Origin of the sequence: Mesorhizobium sp. M1E.F.Ca.ET.063.01.1.1, from assembly GCF_003998155.1 — a bacterium.
GTDB lineage: Bacteria > Pseudomonadota > Alphaproteobacteria > Rhizobiales > Rhizobiaceae > Mesorhizobium.
Genome location: NZ_RZSC01001539.1, coordinates 1 through 504, shown reverse-complemented (window position 1 = coordinate 504; position 504 = coordinate 1). Strand labels below are relative to the sequence as shown.

Sequence of the window (504 nt, the reverse complement as noted above, 5' to 3'; positions counted from 1 at the left end):
TCGCGGCCTGGCTGTGGAAGGGCGGCGTCTCATCGGCGCCGACCGAGATCCCTACGGCCACGGATGGATCGAAGCTGTGGTTGATCGGCGAGAACCGGCGGGCTTCTTCGTCGGTGATCGCGATCTCGGCGGCAAGGAATGACATCTGCAACGGCTTCAGGTCGTAAAGGCCGCCGAGCAGCAGCGCAGCTTTGATGCCGGACGGCCGGCTGTCGCCGTCGAAAAGCATCGTCGCCAGATGCGCGCCGGCGGAATGACCGCTGACCGTCAGCAGGTCGGGATCGCCGCCATGGTCCGCGATATGGTCAAGCACCCATCGCTTGGCGCGGCGCACCTGGTCGACGATTTTTGCCATCCTGACAGCCGGCATCAGCGCATAGTCGACGATGACTGCGATCGCACCGGCGTTCGTGACGGTCTCGGCGACATAAGAATAATCACGCTTGGAGAACATGCGCCAATAGCCGCCGTGAATGAACATATGCACCGGCAGGCGGTCCCGCT

1 protein-coding gene is annotated in these 504 nt (G+C 63.3%); it reads right to left on the bottom strand.

The annotated features are described in order from the left end of the window. Positions 1–504 (bottom strand): alpha/beta hydrolase (locus EOA29_RS39670; RefSeq protein WP_145970171.1); only part of this gene is annotated, 504 nt, incomplete at both ends.